This window comes from Pseudomonas sp. DSV-1, from assembly GCF_035830915.1.
GTDB lineage: Bacteria > Pseudomonadota > Gammaproteobacteria > Pseudomonadales > Pseudomonadaceae > Aquipseudomonas.
In genome coordinates this window covers 4369019-4384218 of record NZ_JAYMYG010000001.1, presented here as the reverse complement: position 1 = coordinate 4384218, position 15200 = coordinate 4369019, and the positions used below count along the sequence as shown (strand labels likewise).

The 15200-nt window shown below is 60.4% G+C and carries 13 protein-coding genes; 5 read left to right on the top strand and 8 right to left on the bottom strand.

Annotation, left to right across the window (positions count from 1 at the left end):
* Nucleotides 1-12: 12 nt before the first annotated feature.
* From VSQ83_RS20545 to VSQ83_RS20530, 4 genes are read right to left on the bottom strand one after another with little or no spacing between them, the layout of a single operon-like run.
* Complete coding sequence (locus tag VSQ83_RS20545; protein WP_326427402.1) at nucleotides 13-999, bottom strand: ABC transporter permease; 987 nt, start codon at nucleotides 997-999, stop codon at nucleotides 13-15.
* Nucleotides 992-2620: an ABC transporter substrate-binding protein gene (locus VSQ83_RS20540; protein WP_133078865.1), complete on the bottom strand. Its 1629-nt coding sequence runs from the start codon at nucleotides 2618-2620 to the stop codon at nucleotides 992-994. The genes VSQ83_RS20545 and VSQ83_RS20540 overlap by 8 nt, the downstream gene beginning before the upstream one ends.
* A 20-nt stretch (nucleotides 2621-2640) precedes the next feature.
* Nucleotides 2641-3780, bottom strand: a complete 1140-nt coding sequence (locus VSQ83_RS20535) for an LLM class flavin-dependent oxidoreductase (protein WP_326427401.1) — start codon at nucleotides 3778-3780, stop codon at nucleotides 2641-2643.
* Nucleotides 3781-3816: 36 nt separating this feature from the next.
* Entirely contained in the window at nucleotides 3817-4395 is a 579-nt protein-coding gene (locus VSQ83_RS20530; protein ID WP_326427400.1) for a helix-turn-helix domain-containing protein, read from the bottom strand.
* Between the two features lie 281 nt (nucleotides 4396-4676).
* Here VSQ83_RS20530 and VSQ83_RS20525 point away from each other — a divergent pair, with 281 nt between their 5' ends.
* Nucleotides 4677-5699, top strand: a complete 1023-nt coding sequence (locus VSQ83_RS20525; protein ID WP_219262400.1) for an aldo/keto reductase — start codon at nucleotides 4677-4679, stop codon at nucleotides 5697-5699.
* A gap of 141 nt (nucleotides 5700-5840) precedes the next feature.
* Here VSQ83_RS20525 and VSQ83_RS20520 read toward each other — a convergent pair whose 3' ends face one another.
* The 4 genes from VSQ83_RS20520 to VSQ83_RS20505 all read right to left on the bottom strand — a co-directional run bounded on the left by VSQ83_RS20520 (nucleotide 5841) and on the right by VSQ83_RS20505 (nucleotide 10982).
* Nucleotides 5841-6389, bottom strand: a complete 549-nt coding sequence (locus VSQ83_RS20520; RefSeq protein WP_046810696.1) for a cupin domain-containing protein — start codon at nucleotides 6387-6389, stop codon at nucleotides 5841-5843.
* A gap of 208 nt (nucleotides 6390-6597) precedes the next feature.
* Nucleotides 6598-7881 (bottom strand): NAD(P)/FAD-dependent oxidoreductase, encoded by a 1284-nt coding sequence (locus VSQ83_RS20515; protein ID WP_326427398.1) that lies wholly within the window; start codon nucleotides 7879-7881, stop codon nucleotides 6598-6600.
* 52 nt (nucleotides 7882-7933) lie between these two features.
* Complete coding sequence (locus tag VSQ83_RS20510) at nucleotides 7934-9424, bottom strand: aldehyde dehydrogenase (RefSeq protein WP_326427397.1); 1491 nt, start codon at nucleotides 9422-9424, stop codon at nucleotides 7934-7936.
* 181 nt (nucleotides 9425-9605) lie between these two features.
* Nucleotides 9606-10982, bottom strand: a complete 1377-nt coding sequence (locus VSQ83_RS20505; protein WP_019827394.1) for a glutamine synthetase family protein — start codon at nucleotides 10980-10982, stop codon at nucleotides 9606-9608.
* A 278-nt stretch (nucleotides 10983-11260) separates the two neighbouring features.
* Here VSQ83_RS20505 and VSQ83_RS20500 point away from each other — a divergent pair, with 278 nt between their 5' ends.
* The 4 genes from VSQ83_RS20500 (at nucleotide 11261) to VSQ83_RS20485 (ending at nucleotide 15184) form a co-directional block, all read left to right on the top strand.
* Nucleotides 11261-12022: a gamma-glutamyl-gamma-aminobutyrate hydrolase family protein gene (locus tag VSQ83_RS20500; protein WP_133078327.1), complete on the top strand. Its 762-nt coding sequence runs from the start codon at nucleotides 11261-11263 to the stop codon at nucleotides 12020-12022.
* A 215-nt stretch (nucleotides 12023-12237) separates the two neighbouring features.
* Complete coding sequence (locus VSQ83_RS20495) at nucleotides 12238-13380, top strand: ABC transporter ATP-binding protein (RefSeq protein ID WP_133078326.1); 1143 nt, start codon at nucleotides 12238-12240, stop codon at nucleotides 13378-13380.
* Entirely contained in the window at nucleotides 13377-14297 is a 921-nt protein-coding gene (locus tag VSQ83_RS20490; protein WP_326427396.1) for an ABC transporter permease subunit, read from the top strand. Before VSQ83_RS20495 ends, VSQ83_RS20490 begins: the two co-directional genes overlap by 4 nt.
* Nucleotides 14294-15184 carry an ABC transporter permease subunit gene (locus VSQ83_RS20485; RefSeq protein WP_219262403.1) on the top strand — a complete coding sequence of 297 codons (891 nt, stop codon included), beginning with the start codon at nucleotides 14294-14296 and terminating at the stop codon, nucleotides 15182-15184. The genes VSQ83_RS20490 and VSQ83_RS20485 overlap by 4 nt, the downstream gene beginning before the upstream one ends.
* Nucleotides 15185-15200 lie beyond the last annotated feature (16 nt).

Here is a 15200-nt window from a genome sequence, read left to right as displayed (position 1 = left end):
GGCAGCTCCTTTTCAGTCGGCCTGGATACGGGGGTCGAGCCAGGCTTGCAGCAGGTCAACGGCGATGTTGATCACCACGACCAGCATCGATGACAGCAGCAGGATGCCCAGCAGCAGGTTGTAGTCGCGGGACATCACCGCCTCCAGGGTGAGGCGGCCCAGGCCCGGCCAGCCGAACAGGGTTTCGGTGACGGCCGCGCCACCGAGCAGGGCGGCAAAATGCAGCCCGGCCAGGGTCGATACGGGCAGCAGGGCATTGCGAAGCACGTGCCGCGACACTACTCGCCAGGGCGTGAGCCCCTTGGCGCGAGCGGTGCGCACATAGTCCTGGCGTTGCACTTCAAGCATCGCGGCGCGGGTCAGGCGGGCATACAGGGCGATATAAAACGTGGCCAGGGCCAGTACGGGCAGCACGGCGTGTTGCAGCCGGTCGAGCAGCCAGGCCGGGCCATTGAGGTTCAGGCCCAGGGTCTGGAAACCGTTGCTGGGCAGCCAGCCCAGTTTGACCGAGAACAGCAGCACCGCCATGAGGCCGATCCAGAATCCCGGCGTGGAGTAGAGCAGCAACACCGCCAGTGACAACACGCGGTCAGGCCAGCGCCCGACCCAGGTCGCCATGACGGTCCCGGCAGCAATCCCGATGGCCAGTGCCAGCCCCAGTGCGCCGACCATCAGCAGCAGGGTGTTGGGCAGTCGGTCCAGCACCAGTTGGCTGACCGGCAGGTTGAAGCGTGGCGACAGGCCCAGGTCCAGATGGGCCAGTTGGCCGAGGTAGCGCTGCAGTTGGTCCTCCAGGCTCAAGTCCAGGCCGAAATGGCTGCGCCACTGAATCAGCGTCTCGGCGCTGGCGCCCCCGGATTCACCGGCCAGCACGTCTACCGCGTCGCCGGGGATCAGCCGCAGCAGCAGAAAATTAAGTACCAGGATGCCGATCACGGTGGGGATGGCTTGCCACAAGGTGCGCCTCGACAGGCGCCACATTCTGCGCCGTTCAAGCATGCTCGCCACCTGCGGCGGCCAGGCTGATATTGGCCAGGCTGCTGTCCAGGCCGTTGGCGTCGTCTTCGAAGCCGCTGACCCGCGTGTTGTAGACCGAGACCTGTTGCTGCATCACCAGGGTGATGGAGGGCACTTCTTCGATCACGATTTTCTGGAATGCCTTGAACAGATCGCCGCGTTTTTGCTCGTCGGTCTCCACGGCGGCGCTTTCCAGCAGGCGGTCCACCTCGGGGTTGTTGTAGTGGGTGCCGTTGGAGAAGGGCACGCCCTTGCGAAAGTTCTTAGACCAGTACAGGCGTTGAACACCGACGGTGGGGTCGTACAGGGTGCCCATGCCGACCACCGCGAAATCAAAGTCGCGGTCGGTGTAGATCCGCTTGATGTAGGTGGGGAAGTCCTGGGCGCGCAGCTTCACTTCGATGCCAATGCGTGCCAGTGCACTGCGCACATAGGTGGCGGTGCGGCTGTAACTGTCGCCATAGGGCAGCGGGTCGAGGGTCAGGCTGAAACGCCAGGGGCCTTTTTTCTCAAGCCCCGCCTTGTCCAGCAGCGCGTTGGCGGCCTCTGTGTCGAAGGGGTACGGGTTGGGGCCTTCGTAGACGTAGTTGGCAAAGCTTTTGGGAATGGGCGAATAGCTGGCTTCGGCGTAGCCGTAGTACACCACTTTGCGGATGACTTCGCGGTCCAGGGCATGGGCAATCGCCTGGCGGACTTCGAGGCGTGACAGCAGCGGGTGGTCAAGGTTGAACTCAAGAATGGTCGGGGTAATGGTGTAGCGGTAGCCCCGGGTTGTGGCCTTCAATCGGCCAGATTTGGTCAGACGGTCAAGCTCGCTGAGGGGCACCGGACTTTGCCCGCCGGCATCCAGCGTGCCGTTTTCGAACGCGGCCATGCGGGCGGCGCCGTCCGGGATGACTTTGAGGATCAGGGTGTCGACCACGGTTGCCGCCGGATCCCAGTACTGCGGGTTGCGTTCGTATTCGATAAAGCTGCCACGTTCCCAGCGTTTGAAGCGGAAGGGGCCGGTGCCCACCGGGGCATTGTTGTGCAGGTTGCTCAATGGGTCGCCCGAGGCATACAGGTGCTTGGGCACGATGGGCGTTTCACCTCCGGCAAAGCCGCGAATCAGGTACGGCGCAGGCTTGCTCAAGTGGACGATGGCGGTGTGGTCGTCGGGGGTGTCGACTCGCTCAAGGTTGGCGAAGGTGCTGGAGCCTCGGGGGTGGAAGCGCTTGATCAGGTCCAGGGAGAAGGCCACGTCAGCCGAGGTGAAGGGCTCGCCGTCATGCCACTTGACCCCTTCGCGCAGGGTGAAGCGGTAGCTCAGGCCATCGGGTGCAGCCTCCCAGGCGGTCGCCAGTGCAGGGCGGGCGTTGAGGTTTTCGTCATAGGTGAGCAAGCCCTCCAGCACCTTGCTGCTGGCCGTGACACTGGTGCCCGCTGTGGTATTGAACGAACTCAGCGACGGTGGTTCGGGGTTGATCAACAGGTTGAACACCCGCCGCCCGCTGACGGCTTCGCCCGTCGCGTCGGCCAGGGCTGAGGGCAGGAACGGAATGCTGGCGCCGAGTGCGGACAGGGCAGACAGGCCAACAACAAATTGACGACGGGTAAAGGGCATGGCGGTCATCCTGGGGTGGGTTAGCGGCGTAAGCCGGCCTGGCGCAAAAGCGGCAAAACGCGCTCGCCAAACTGTTCAAGGTCGGGGGCGAAATCGAAGAAACTCAGTTGCAGGCCGTCGATACCGGCCTCTTTCAGGCGGATGATGTCGCGCACCACGGTCTCGGGGCTGCCGACCAGCTGGATATTGCCGCCCACGTAACGCTCTGCCGGTTGGTGGCCGCGCCAGGCATGGGCATCGCTGGCTTCGCGGGCATGACCCTCCAGCGCACCGGGGTCGCCTGCGGCGGTGATGGCGGCGTGGACCTCCCAGGCTTCGGCATCGCTGTCGCGGCAAATCACCAGCGGGTTGATCAGGGTGCGCACCTGACGGCCATAGCCGTGGGCAGCGTGTTTGATCCGCTGCAAATGCTCGGGCAGCTTGTCCAGCGCGCTTTCGATTTCGGCACTGCCGGGGCTGGTGGTAAACACGATGTCGGAGTGGCGGGCGGCAAAGTCGATGCCTGCGGGTGAGCCGGTGGCGTTGACCAGTACCGGGCGGCCAAAGGACGGTTTGACGCTGACATAGGCCTCTTCGAGTTTGTAATGATCGCCGCTGAAATCGACGTTTTCCTGGCTGTGCCACAGCTCCTGCACCACGCGGATAAATTCGTCGGCCTGGCGGTAACGCTGATCATGCTCGATGGGCGCCTGCCCAAAGCGCCTGTGCTCGCGGTGGCGATGGCCAGTGACCAGGTTCAGGCCCCAGCGGCCTTTGCTGATGTGATCCAGGGTGGCGCCGAACTTGGCCAGATGCAGCGGATGCCAGGGGCCGTAGAGCACGTGCAGGGTGGAAATCAGCAAGATCCGCTCTGTCACCGACGCCAGTGCCGCCTGGGTGATGAAGGCATCCAGGGACTCGTCGTGGTAGCGGATATCGCCACCGTAGCCGCCCTTGCCCAGCCATTCGGCCAGGGCGAACACCAGATCGAAGCCCAGCGCTTCGGCGCGCAGGGTCAACTGGCGGTTGTAGTCGAAGGTCCAGGTGGTGCTGCGAGGCAGCGCCGATGGGCTCCAGCCGCCCGATTGCACAGGCAGGAACAGGCCCAGAAACAGCGGTTGCTCGAAGGCGCGGGACAGCGGGCTTTCAGGGAAATCCAGTGGGGATAGCTGACGTGACAAGGCGAAGGCTCCAGGCAGTGGGTAGGCAAAAGCGGTCTATTCCTGCACTTGCGCAGGGCTGGTCACCAGATAGGCGACGGCTTCGCTGTCTCTCGGGTTGTGGCAGGTGTGGGGCTGTTCGGTGCTGAACAGGATTGAGTCGCCAGTGTTCAGGACGATGAGTTCGTCATTGAGGGTCAGCTCTAAAGTGCCTTGGGCGACCACCAGGTTTATTTGCTCGCTGTGGGGGTAGCCGGGCAGCGTTTTCCTGGCCTGGGGGCTCAGGCGCAGCTCATGGAACGCCACCGCCGGTTCACCGTGCTCGGGGGGCAAGGCGCGGCGGATAACGGTGCCGGGGTCGAGAAATTCGGCGATCGACACCTGAAGCGCGCCTGCCACCTTGCACAGCACTTTGACCGAGGGAAAACTGCTGCCTGCTTCTATCTGCGCGATCATCGCCCGCCTCACGCCGCTGGCATGGGCCAGCCCTTCCAGGGTCAGCTGGCGCTTGTCGCGCAGGCGCCGTAGGTTGAGGCTGATACGTTTGGCGATAGGGTCGTCGCCCTGTTGATCGCGCTCGGGCAGGCTGAAGGGAACACTGCCGCTGCTGTCGAGAAAGCCGGTTGGGATATTCATGGGCGCGAACCTGCAGCGGGAGTGAGTGCAGGTGAATAGTCAGGGCCATGGGGGCGACGGCTCATGATGATTCCTTTTCATGCGGTCCGAAAAGTCATGAGATTACCGAGGGTTTTTTAGATCCATAAATAATTAATTAAGCCGTTTAAATGCCATTTATGTATAAGCGAAATCCTGGCAAAACGGCTCTATGGTTATGCTTCGTTGGGCGTTGACCGCTTCAGCCCCGCTGACTACTGTTTGCGCCACTTGATTTCACGATCACCACGCAGGGAGTCATCATGAGCGACATTCAGTACCGCAACCTGGGCCGCAACGGTGTGAAGGTTTCGCCCATCACCCTGGGCACCATGATGTTCGGCGGGCAGACCCCGGACGACGTCGCCCGGCGTATCACCGACCGCGCGTTTGAGCAGGGCATCAACTCCATCGACACCGCCAATGGCTACAACGGGGGGGCTTCGGAAGAGGTGGTCGGTCGCTTGATCGGCGAGCGCCGTCAGCAATGGGTGCTGGCGACCAAGTTCGTCAATCCCGACCCGGGCGGTAGCGGGCCGAACAACAGTGGCGCCTCGCGCCAGAACGTCATCGCCTCGGCCGAAGCCAGCCTCAAGCGTCTGAACACCGACTATATCGACCTGTTTTACCTGCACCGCGAAGACCATGACACGCCGGTGGACGAAACGCTTCGAGCCCTTGATGACTTGATCCGGGCGGGCAAGATTCGCGGTTACGGGCTGTCCAACCACCGGGGCTGGAAGCTGGCCGAATTCAGCCGCAGCGCTGACCTGCTGGGCATCCAGCGGCCGAGCGTGAGCCAGCCGCTGTACAACCTGGCCAACCGCCAGATCGAAGTCGAGCACCTGCCTGCGGCCGAGCATTACGGCATTGGCGTGATCTCTTACAGCCCGTTGGCCCGTGGCGTGCTGACGGGAAAATACGACCCTGATCAGGCGCCGGGCCAGGACACCCGCGCCGGGCGTAACGACCCGCGCCTGCAGCAGACCGAGTGGCGCCCCGAGTCTCTGAACCTGGCCCAGCGCATACGTGAATACGCCGAGGGGCAAGGCATCACTGCAGGCCAGTTCGCCCTTTCATGGGTGCTGAACAACGCCCTGATCACCTCGGCCATTGCCGGTCCGCGTACCGAACAGCAATGGGAAGACTACGTACCGGCGCTGAACTACAGGTTCACTGCGCAGGACGAAGCGTTTATCAATGATCTGGTGGTGACGGGGCACTCATCGACACCGGGCTACAACGACCCGAGCCATCCATTTTTTGGGCGCCGGTCGCGGGTGTAAATGAGCGACCGCGTCGCCTGCATCGCAGGCAAGCCAGTTCCTGCAGGTCCTGTGTTGAACACAAATGCTGGAGTTTCTGTGGGAGCGGGCTTGCTCGCGATGGAATCACCGCGAGTTACCTGGCAGACGGGGTCGTCAGGATCAGAAGTTGGCCGGTGTGTTGGCGCTGATGATCTCTGCCTCATCCGCGCCAATATTGCGAAAACGGTGGGGCAGGGTGGTCGGGAAGTAATAGCCGTCCCCGGCATTCAATATGCTGATTTGCCCGTCCACGGTGAGTTCTACCGTGCCGCGGGCAACCAGCCCGCATTCTTCCCCTTCAGCGTGCACGATCGGCTCTTCCCCGGAGCTTGCACCCGGCGCGTATTGTTCGCGCAATAACCGCATTTGCCGACCCGGCACCGAAGCGCCTATCAGCAGCAAGCGCAAGCCATCACGCCCCAGGTCCGGCTGTTCATTGGCGCGGAAGACGTATTGGTGTTCGCGGGGAGGCTGGTCGAAGGTGAAAAAGTCGGCCAGAGACATGGGGATGCCTTCCAGCAACTTTTTAAGGGAGCTGACAGAAGGACTGACGCGATTCTGTTCGATCAGGGAAATGGTGGCATTGGTGACGCCGCTACGCCGGGCCAGCTCGCGCTGGGACATTTTGTAGCTTTCGCGTACTAATTTGAGTCGTGAGCCCGTGTCCATGACAGCCTTATGTGAGAACTACTTAAGGGTGATGGGGGAGATGGCGGTCGACGGATGCTGCAAATCGCACCGTACCCCTGTCCCAGAAACGTGAAAGGCGACTATTAAATCACGTTTGTTCGTGTTGCTCAGCAGGTTCGGTAAATAGCGCAGGCCAACCCTGATTGCCGGAGTGGGAGCGGGCAAGCCCGCTCCCACAGGGGCGCAGCTAGATCCCGAAACGGTCGCGCATTGCGTAGTACGCAGCGCCCATGGCAGTCAGCGGGACCTGGAAGGTCCGGCCACCGAGCATGGGCATGTGCGGCAACGAGGCAAACGCATCGAAACGCTCGGCGTCGCCGCGGATCATTTCAGAAATCAGTTTGCCCGCCAGGTGCGAGCAGGTGACGCCGTGACCGCTGTAGCCTTGCATGTAGTAGGCGTTTTTCTCGATACGCCCGAATTGCGGCATGCGTGACATGGTCAGCAGGAAGTTGCCGGTCCAGCGGTAATCGATCTTCACGTCCTTCAATTGCGGGAAGGTCTTGAGGATTTTCGGCCTGATCAGTTGCTCGATGTCGTCCGGCTCGCGGGCACCGTAGACCACACCGCCGCCGTACAACAGGCGGTTGTCGGCCGTCAGGCGGTAGTAGTCGAGCAGGTAGTTGCAGTCTTCAACACAGTAGTTGTGGGTGATCAGGCTACGGGCGACGTTTTCCGCCAGCGGCTCTGTCACGACAATTTGCGAACCGCAGGGCATGCTTTTGCTGGTCACGCGACTGTCCAGGTTCTGCGGCAGGTAGGCGTTGCCCGCGATCAGCAGGTACTTGGCCCGAACCACCCCTTTGGCGGTGCGCACGGTGATCGGCTCGCCGTAAGTGATTTCCACGGCAGCCGACTGCTCGAAGATCTTGCCGCCCAGGCCGATGATTGCCGACGCTTCGCCGAGTGCCAGGTTCAGCGGGTGGATGTGTCCGCCCTGCATATCCAGCAGGCCGCCCACGTAGTTGTCGCAACCCACTTCACGCTTGATGTCGTGTGCATCGAGCAGTGTCAGGTTTTGGTTGCCGTAGCGTTCCCAGCTGTTTTTTTGCTCGGTCAGGCCTTTGAGCTGCTTTTTGTTCAGCGCCGCAAAGATCCCGCCGGGACGGTAATCACACTGGATATCGTAGTGCTGGATGCGCTGACGGATGATGTCGGCGCCTTCAAAAATCATGCTGCCAAGCACTTCGGCAGTCTTGTCGCCGTAGCGCGCTTCGATGACGTCCACGTCGCGGCTGTAGGAGTTGACCAGTTGACCGCCGTTGCGACCGCTGGCCCCGAAGCCGACTTTGGCGGCTTCGAGCACGGTGACGCTGTAGCCTGCCTCGGCGAGGAACAGGGCTGAAGACAGGCCGGTGTAGCCCGCGCCGATCACGCAGACATCGCATTCCACCCGCTCTTCAAGCGTCGGGAAGTCGCCCGTGTGGTTGCGGGTCGCGGCGTAGTAGCTGTTGATATGTGTCTGTTTCATAAGTTTCTCCGATGGCTGTCGACACGTGCTGGCGACAGCCGTCGCAAAGGTGTCAGAGCTTGATCCAGGTGGCCTTGAGCTCGGTGTATTTGTCGAACGCATGCAGGGATTTGTCCCGACCGTTACCCGACTGCTTGAACCCGCCAAACGGCGCAGTCATGTCGCCGCCGTCGTACTGGTTGACCCATACGCTGCCGGCGCGCAAACCGCGAGCAAAGGTGTGGGCCTTGCTCAGGTTGCTGGTCCATACGCCTGCGGCCAGGCCGTAGATGCAGTCATTGGCTATCGCCAGCGCTTCTTGCTCGGTGTCGAAGGTGATCAGCGACAGCACCGAACCGAAGATCTCTTCACGGGCGATGGTCATGGCGTTGGTCACACCGTCGAAGATGGCCGGTTCCACGTACAGGCCCCCGGTGTCTTCGAGGGTACGATTGCCGCCTGTGAGCAGGCGTGCGCCCTGGTCCTTGCCGATCTGGATGTAGCGCAGGACCGCTTCCATTTGGTGCTGATCGACGACGGCACCCACGGTGGTTGCCGGGTCCAGGGCATGACCCGGTTTCCAGGCTTGCATGGCCTGGACCAGCAGCGGAATGAACTGCTCGCGAATCGAGCGTTCCACCAGCAGGCGCGAACCTGCGGTGCAGACTTCGCCCTGGTTAAAGGCAATGGCGCTGGCGGCTGCTTGCGCGGCGGCGGGCAAATCCGGCGCGTCGGCAAACACCACGTTAGGGCTCTTGCCGCCCGCCTCGAGCCACACCCGCTTCATGTTGCTCTGGCCCGAGTAGATCAGGAGTTGCTTGGCAATGGCTGTCGAGCCGGTGAAGGCCAGGACGTCGACGTCCATGTGCAACGCAAGCGCTTTGCCGACGGTGTGCCCGAAGCCCGGCAGGACGTTGAACACCCCTTTCGGGATACCGGCGTCCAGTGCCAGTTGCGCGATGCGGATCGCCGTCAGTGGCGATTTCTCCGAAGGCTTGAGGATGAACGAGTTGCCTGCCGCCAAGGCCGGAGCGAACTTCCAGCTGGCCATGATCAGCGGGAAATTCCACGGCACGATGGCTGCCACAACACCAGCAGGTTCACGGGTGATGAGGCCCAGTTGATCGTGGGGGGTGGGCGCGACTTCGTCGTAGATTTTGTCGATGGCTTCGGCGTTCCAGCGAATCGCGTTGGCGGTCGCCGGAATATCGATGGTCATGGAGTCGCTGATGGGCTTGCCCATGTCCAGGGTTTCCAGCAGCGCCAGTTCTTCCTGGTTTGCCAGAATCAAATCGGAAAAACGAATCAGGATGCGCTTGCGCTCAGCCGGGGCGAGCCTGGCCCAGACGCCGGATTCAAACGCCTTGCGAGCAACGATCACCGCCGCATTGGCGTCGGCTTCGTCGGTGCTGGCGACGTTCGCCAGAAAGCGACCGTCCACCGGGCTCATGCATTCGAAGGTTTCGCCGCTGAGTGCCGGACGGTATTGACCATCAATGAATGCCCGGCCTTCTAGTGTCAAAGACTGAAAGCGTTGCTCCCAGTCACTGCGAGTGTTTGCCATTGGAGTGACTCGATGCAGGGGAAAATGGGTCGCCGGACGTGAAGGCAACCCATTGACGAGTGGAGAAAACACAGGCGCCGGGGAGGGGGCTTGCCCGCGAAAGCGGTGTGTCAGGCGACATCCATGCTGGATGTGCCGACGACATCGCGGGCAGGCCCGGGTCCCACAGCGGATTGGTCCATCACACGGTGTGCAAGTACCAGTTGTACTCAAGGTCCGAGATGGAGTTCTCGAACTCGGCGAGTTCGCTTTCCTTGCAGGCGACGAATACGTCGATGTACAGCGGGTCGATGTACTTGGCCATGACTTCGCTGTCGTCCAGTTCGCGCAAAGCGTCACGCAGGTTGTTCGGCAGGCTCTGTTCGTTTTGCTCGTAGCTGTTGCCTTCTACCGGTGGGCCTGGCTCGATTTCGTTGGTCAGGCCGTGGTGAATACCGGCCAGTACAGAGGCCATCAACAGATACGGGTTGGCATCGGCGCCGGCGACGCGGTGTTCGATGCGCACGGAATCGGCAGAACCGGTTGGCACACGCACTGCCACGGTGCGGTTATCGATGCCCCAGCTTGGCGAGTTCGGTACATAGAACTGTGCACCGAAACGGCGGTATGAGTTGACGTTCGGGCAAAGGAAGGCCATTTGCGCGGGCAGGGTCTCCAGCACACCGCCGATCGCGTGTCGCAATGGGGCGTTCTGCTCGGGATCCTCGCTGGCGAAGATGTTGTTGCCTTCTTTGTCGAGAATCGAAATGTGTACGTGCAGCCCGTTGCCCGCCTGGCCCGGATACGGCTTGGCCATGAAGGTGGTGTCCATCTCATGGTCGTAGGCGATGTTTTTCACCAGACGCTTGAGCAGTACCGCGTAGTCGCAGGCCTTGATGGGGTCGGACACGTGATGCAGGTTGACTTCGAACTGGGCCGGGGCACTTTCCTTGACGATGGCGTCAGCCGGAATGCCTTGCTCTTTAGCGCCTTCAAGAATGTCTTGCAGGCAGTCAACGTACTCGTCCAGGTCGTCGATCAAATACACCTGGGTCGACATTGGACGCTTGCCTGACACCGGCGACCGTGGCGATTGCGGGCGGCCGTTCACGTTGTCCTGGTCGATCAGGTAGAACTCGAGTTCAAAGGCTGCACAAATCGTCAGGCCCATGTCATCGAACTTGGAGACGACCTGACGCAGCACTTCCCGCGGGTCAGCGAAGAACGGCTGGCCTTCCAGTTCGTGCATGGTCATTAACAGTTGTGCCGTCGGACGTTTCTGCCACGGCTCGATGCACAGGGTGTTGGGGATGGGGTAGCAGATCCGGTCCGAGTCACCGATATCCAGACCCAGGCCGGTGCTTTCCACCGTAGAGCCGTTGATATCGAGTGCAAATAAGGAGGCGGGCAGGTTGATGCCTTTCTCGTAAACCTTGTGAAGACTGGTGCGCTCGATGCGCTTGCCGCGCACCACGCCGTTCATATCCGCAATGAGAAGGTCGACGTACAAAACCTCAGGATATTTCTTAAGGAATGCGTTCGCTTCATTGAGCTGAACTGCGCGCAGGGGAACCGACATGATGCACCTATTATGTTAATTATTATGTTCACTGCCCTTTCACGAGCTCAGTCAATCCGAAAGGTTTAGTGAAGTCAATAGCGAACACCCTGTCTTAAATCGTTATTTTTTAGGTCGGATGAGGGCTTTTTGGTCTCTGATAAGCCATTTCTAGCCTGAGAAGGCCGATGGTTTGCCTTGAGGTGTTTTAGATTTTTTACATTGGAGTTGTTAATTAAAATCAACAAGACTAAGCTCCGGAAAAGCTCGTTCAAGTGTGAAACTTCGAGGTGATAAAAATGGCACTCAAGCCATTGATCGGCGTTACTGCATGCGTCAAACAGATTGGCCTGCACCCTTACCACGTCAGCGGCGACAAGTACTTGCGTGCTGTCAGCGTCGCGTCTCTTGGGTTGCCGGTGATCATTCCTTCCCTGGGGCAACTGACCGAAACAGATGAGCTGCTCGCCCATCTGGATGGTGTGTTGTTCACGGGTTCGCCTTCGAATGTGGAGCCATTCCACTATCAAGGTGCCCCCAGCACGCCGGGCACGGATCACGATCCGGCGCGTGACGCCACGACCCTTCCTCTGTTGCGTGCGGCCATTGCTGCGGGCGTTCCGGTGCTCGGCATTTGCCGGGGTTTCCAGGAAATGAACGTGGCATTCGGTGGCAGCCTGCACCAGAAAGTCCACGAGCTCCCCGGCTTTCTCGATCACCGCGAAGCGGATCACCCGGACCTGGCTGTGCAGTACGCACCGGCTCATGACGTCGAGGTGCAGCCGGGTGGTGTCTTCGACGCGCTGGGTTTGCCTCGCACGTTCCAGGTCAATTCGATTCACAGCCAGGGCATTGATCGCCTGGCCCCCGGCCTGCGTGCCGAAGCCGTTGCACCGGACGGTCTGATCGAGGCGGTTTCTGTCGAGTTCAGCCAGGCTTTTGCCGTGGGTGTGCAATGGCATCCGGAATGGCAGGTTCAGAACAACCCTGTCTACTTGAGTATTTTCCAGGCGTTTGGCGATGCATGCCGGCAACGAGCATCTCTTCGTGATTCACGCTGACTGACGGTTTTCATCTTCGCTTATGGATTGGGCTGTCTGCGTAAGCAGGTGGGCGTTTCTTTGCGTGTCAGTCCCTCACGGCAACACACCGCGATAACAACAAGTACAACCAGGCAACCGCAAATGCGGCGCCGAATGAGCCCGTTCGCTGCGGGTTATCCACTACTAAGTCGGGCCGCGTTGGCCTGGCGACTGAAACCTGTTGGGAGTTTCATATGGCAAACGCCTCCAGTACCTATAGGAAGGCTCTTGAAGGTCACCAGGCACCGAAGAAAGTGTTGGTAAAAGTCGACCGTGTCACCAAGAAGTTCGACGAAACCATCGCTGTTGACGATGTGTCCCTGGAGATCCATCAAGGCGAAATCTTCGCCCTGCTCGGAGGCTCCGGCTCCGGAAAGTCGACCCTCCTGCGCATGCTGGCAGGCTTTGAGCGCCCAACAGAGGGCCGTATTTTCCTCGACGGTGTAGACATCACTGACATGCCGCCCTACGAGCGGCCGATCAATATGATGTTTCAGTCATACGCGCTGTTCCCGCACATGACGGTGGCGCAGAACATCGCCTTTGGCTTGAAGCAGGACCGCTTGTCCGCCAGTGACATTGAGGCCCGCGTTGAGGAAATGCTGCGACTGGTGCACATGACCCAGTACGCCAAACGCAAGCCGCACCAATTGTCCGGTGGTCAGCGTCAGCGCGTGGCCCTGGCCCGTTCGCTGGCCAAGCGCCCGAAACTGCTGCTGCTCGATGAGCCGATGGGCGCGCTGGACAAAAAACTGCGCTCGCAGATGCAACTGGAACTGGTGGAGATCATCGAGCGGGTTGGCGTGACCTGTGTGATGGTTACCCATGACCAGGAAGAAGCCATGACCATGGCTGAGCGTATCGCCATCATGCACCTGGGCTGGATTGCTCAAATCGGTAGCCCGGTCGACATCTATGAAGCGCCTGTCAGTCGGATGGTGTGCGAATTCATCGGCAACGTGAACTCCTTTGACGGTTCGGTCATTGATGACGAGGAGGGCTACGCGATCATCCACAGCCCGGAACTGGATCAAAAGATCTACGTGGGCCACGGCGTGACGACGTCCCTGCAGGACAAATCGATTACCTATGCCATCCGCCCGGAAAAAATGCTGGTCAGCACCCTCAAGCCCGAGTCGGCCTACAACTGGTCCCACGGCAAGGTGCATGACATCGCCTACCTGGGGGGTCACTCGGTGTTTTATGTGGAACTGCCCGGGGGCAAGATCGTCCAGTCGTTCATGGCCAACGCCGAACGCCGTGGCGCGCGCCCTACCTGGGACGACGCGGTCTACGTGTGGTGGGAAGACGACAGCGGCGTGGTACTGCGCTCATGAGCATGCGAAAACTCAAGCGCCGACTACAACGAATAACCCCCGGTGGCCGTCAGTTGGTCATCGGGATTCCATTCCTGTGGCTGTTTTTGTTCTTCATGCTGCCGTTCTTCATTGTGTTGAAGATCAGCTTTGCCGAAGCCGACGTCGCCATTCCGCCCTACACCGAGATCTACGGTTACGTTGACCAGAAAATCCAGCTGCTGCTGAACCTGAGCAACTACTCCATGCTGGGTGACGACGAGCTGTACATCGCCGCCTACCTGGGCTCGCTGAAGATGGCCTTTTTCAGCACCCTGTTGTGCCTGCTGATCGGTTATCCGATGGCCTATGCCATCGCCAATGCGCGCAAAGAGATGCAGACCGTGCTGGTGCTGCTGATCATGATGCCGACCTGGACCGCGATCCTGATCCGGGTGTATGCCTGGATGGGCATCCTCAGCAACAACGGCCTGCTCAATGGTTTCCTGATGTCGATGGGCTGGATCAGCGAACCGCTGCAGATCCTCAACACCAACATCGCGGTGTACATCGGCATTGTGTATTCGTACCTGCCGTTCATGATCCTGCCGCTGTACGCCAACCTTGTGAAGCACGACACCAGCCTGCTGGAAGCCGCGTCTGACCTGGGTTCGAGCACGTTCAACAGCTTCTGGAAAATCACGGTCCCGTTATCGAAAAACGGCATCATCGCCGGCTGCATGCTGGTGTTTATCCCGGTGGTAGGCGAGTTCGTGATTCCGGAACTGCTCGGCGGCCCGGAAACCCTGATGATCGGTAAAGTGTTGTGGCAGGAATTCTTCAACAACCGTGACTGGCCCGTAGCGTCCGCGCTGGCTGTCGTCATGCTGGCGATCCTGATCGTGCCCATCATTCTGTTCAACCGCAGCCAGGCTAAAGAGCTGGAGGGCAAGATATGAATCGCATCCGTTTTTCTAGTTTTATGTTGGTCGCGGGGTTGGTGTTCATCTACCTGCCGATGCTGATCCTGGTGATCTACTCGTTCAACGCCTCCAAGCTGGTCACGGTATGGGGCGGCTGGTCGCTGAAGTGGTACGTGGGCCTGCTGGACAACACGCAACTGATGGGCTCGGTGATGCGCTCGCTGGAGATTGCCTGTTACACGGCGATTGCAGCCGTCGCGCTGGGCACCCTGGCGGCGTTCGTACTGACCCGAATCTCGCACTTCAAGGGCCGTACGCTGTTTGGCGGCCTGGTGACGGCGCCGCTGGTGATGCCTGAAGTGATCACCGGTCTGTCGCTGTTGCTGCTGTTCGTGGCCATGGCGCAGATGATCGGCTGGCCGCAGGAGCGTGGCCTGGTCACTATCTGGATCGCCCACACCACATTCTGTTCGGCCTATGTGGCGGTGGTGGTGTCGTCACGTCTGCGCGAGCTGGACATGTCGATCGAAGAGGCGGCGATGGACCTGGGTGCCAAGCCGTGGAAGGTGTTCTTTCTGATCACCATCCCGATGATCGCGCCGTCACTGGCTGCCGGGGGCATGATGTCTTTTGCCCTGTCGCTGGACGACCTGGTACTGGCCAGCTTCGTGTCGGGTCCGGGTTCCACGACCTTGCCGATGGAAGTGTTCTCGGCGGTGCGCCTGGGAGTCAAACCCGAGATCAACGCTGTGGCCAGCCTGATCCTGCTGGCGGTGTCGCTGATGACCTTCATGGTGTGGTTCTTCGGCCGTCGTGCTGAAGAGCATCGTAAAAAGGCTATCCAGCAAGCCATCGATGAGTCGGCGGCAGAGTCCTGGAAGCAGCCTGACGTGCGTGGCGGGCAGTCGACAAGCGCGGCTTGAGCTCGCGTCATAAACA

Coding starts and splice junctions, on each gene's coding strand:
- VSQ83_RS20495 (WP_133078326.1), top strand. CDS start 12,238: ATGGCAAACGCCTCCAGTACCTATAGGAAGGCTCTTGAAGGTCACCAG.
- VSQ83_RS20530 (WP_326427400.1), bottom strand. CDS start 4,395: ATGAATATCCCAACCGGCTTTCTCGACAGCAGCGGCAGTGTTCCCTTC.
- VSQ83_RS20540 (WP_133078865.1), bottom strand. CDS start 2,620: ATGCCCTTTACCCGTCGTCAATTTGTTGTTGGCCTGTCTGCCCTGTCC.
- VSQ83_RS20515 (WP_326427398.1), bottom strand. CDS start 7,881: ATGAAACAGACACATATCAACAGCTACTACGCCGCGACCCGCAACCAC.
- VSQ83_RS20485 (WP_219262403.1), top strand. CDS start 14,294: ATGAATCGCATCCGTTTTTCTAGTTTTATGTTGGTCGCGGGGTTGGTG.
- VSQ83_RS20500 (WP_133078327.1), top strand. CDS start 11,261: ATGGCACTCAAGCCATTGATCGGCGTTACTGCATGCGTCAAACAGATT.
- VSQ83_RS20510 (WP_326427397.1), bottom strand. CDS start 9,424: ATGGCAAACACTCGCAGTGACTGGGAGCAACGCTTTCAGTCTTTGACA.
- VSQ83_RS20545 (WP_326427402.1), bottom strand. CDS start 999: ATGCTTGAACGGCGCAGAATGTGGCGCCTGTCGAGGCGCACCTTGTGG.
- VSQ83_RS20505 (WP_019827394.1), bottom strand. CDS start 10,982: ATGTCGGTTCCCCTGCGCGCAGTTCAGCTCAATGAAGCGAACGCATTC.
- VSQ83_RS20520 (WP_046810696.1), bottom strand. CDS start 6,389: ATGGACACGGGCTCACGACTCAAATTAGTACGCGAAAGCTACAAAATG.
- VSQ83_RS20490 (WP_326427396.1), top strand. CDS start 13,377: ATGAGCATGCGAAAACTCAAGCGCCGACTACAACGAATAACCCCCGGT.
- VSQ83_RS20525 (WP_219262400.1), top strand. CDS start 4,677: ATGAGCGACATTCAGTACCGCAACCTGGGCCGCAACGGTGTGAAGGTT.